General features: G+C 69.2%; 2 protein-coding genes. Both read right to left on the minus strand.

The annotated features are described in order from the left end of the window. Positions 1-5: 5 nt before the first annotated feature. Entirely contained in the window at positions 6-1,244 is a 1,239-nt protein-coding gene (gene malE / locus ACIY1X_RS26305) for a maltose/maltodextrin ABC transporter substrate-binding protein MalE (RefSeq protein ID WP_399686579.1), read from the minus strand. Between the two features lie 49 nt (positions 1,245-1,293). After that, positions 1,294-1,632: hypothetical protein (locus tag ACIY1X_RS26310; RefSeq protein WP_399686582.1), on the minus strand; the 339-nt coding region annotated here is incomplete at its 5' end.

Below are 1,632 nucleotides of genomic sequence, written 5' to 3' on the forward strand. Positions count from 1 at the left end.
GTGCGTCAGGGCTGTTCGGTCGCTTGCAGGCTCAGCGGATAGTGCCGACGGCGCCAGGACTGCATCTGCGCGCCCTTGGTCAGGCGCGCGGCGATGTAGGCGAGGGTCGGCGCTATCGGCTTGCGCCCGCTGAGCATCGGCTCCAGGCGCGGGGTGAACAGCGCCCAGAAGCGCTTCATCTCCGGGATGTCCGGCATGATTTCACCGGCCTCGGCCGCGGCATAGGTGTGGGCGATCAGCGGGTCGTGACGCAAGGTTTCCATCAAGGCCAGGTTGGCCACCGCCCCCAGCGGCTTCTGCGCATTGATTCGCGCCAGGCCCTCGGCGCTGGTCAGGTAGTCCTCGATGAAGCGACCGGCCGCAGCCTTGTTCGGGCTGTTGCTGTTGATCGCCGCGGCGAGCACGCCGACGAAGGGCCTGCCCGGGCGCGCCGGGTCCGCGGTGGGAATGTTGCCGACGGCGAAGCGAATCCCGGCCTGACGCACCTCGTTCCAGGCCCAGGGGCCGTTGATGATCATGGCCGTGCGCCCGGCCTTGAAGCCTTCCATCATGCTCTGGTAGGTCGCGGCGGGATCGAGCAGCCCGTCGTCGAGCAGGCGCTTGATCGATTCCATGCCTTCGATGGCGCCCGGCGTGTCGATGCCGATGTCGGTGAGGTCGTAGCGGCCCTCGGTCTTGCGCAGGCTGTAGCCGCCGCTGCCGGCAATGATCGGCCAGGAGAAATAGAGGTTGCGGTAGTCCCATTCGATGGCGCGCTTGCCCTCGGCGCGCAGGCGGCGGTCGAGCGCCGCCAGCTCCGCCAGGCTGCGTGGTGGCTCGGCTACCAGGTCGCGGTTGTAGATCAGGCCGACCGCTTCGGTCGCCAGCGGGTAGCCGTAGCGCTGCGTGCCGACGGTCAGCGCCTCCCAGGCAAAGGCCGGGGCCCGCGCCAGTGCCGCCGGGCTGGGGTTGACCGGCGCGAGCAGGCCGTCATTGATCCACGAGCCGAAGCGGTCGTGGGCGAAGATGACGATATCCGGGCCCTGGCTGGTGGTGGCCTGGCGGTCGTACAGGGCGGCGAGATCCTCCGGGGTGGCCACCTGGACCGCCATGCCGGTGGCGCGGGTGAAATCCCGGCCGATCTCGCCGACCGCCTGGTAGCCCTTGTCCGGGGTGATCCAGACGGTCAGCGTGTCGCGCTCCAACGCCGATGCGGGGGCGCCCAGAAAGGTCAGCAGGCTCAAGGCCTTGGTCAGGGTTCTCATGGTTGCGTCCTGCGTCGAGTCGGGGCGTCCACGCCGCCCCGGTGCGAGATCACTTGATCTGGATGCGCTCCAGCAGATAGGCCTTGGCGCCGGTATCACCGACGCGCGCCGCCTCGTCGGCCAGGCGCAGGGCGCGCTCGAGGTCCTGCTGCGTCAACGCCGCATCGATCGCCTGGCGGTAGTAGGCCGAGGTTTCCGGCAGCACGGCGGGCGCCGGTACGCTCGGCAGGCGATTACCCATCTCGTGGCCGATGCTGTAGCCGGGCACATAACCCTTGGTCGCGCTCTGCTCGCCATCGCGGATCATCACCAGCTTGACCACGCCCACCGGCGAATGCCGGGCGATCGGATCGGGAATGCTCGGCGGCTCGTTGCCCAGCGCCTTGGC

It is taken from the genome of Xenophilus sp. (genome assembly GCF_044462705.1).
Classification (GTDB): domain Bacteria; phylum Pseudomonadota; class Gammaproteobacteria; order Burkholderiales; family Burkholderiaceae_C; genus Xenophilus; species Xenophilus azovorans.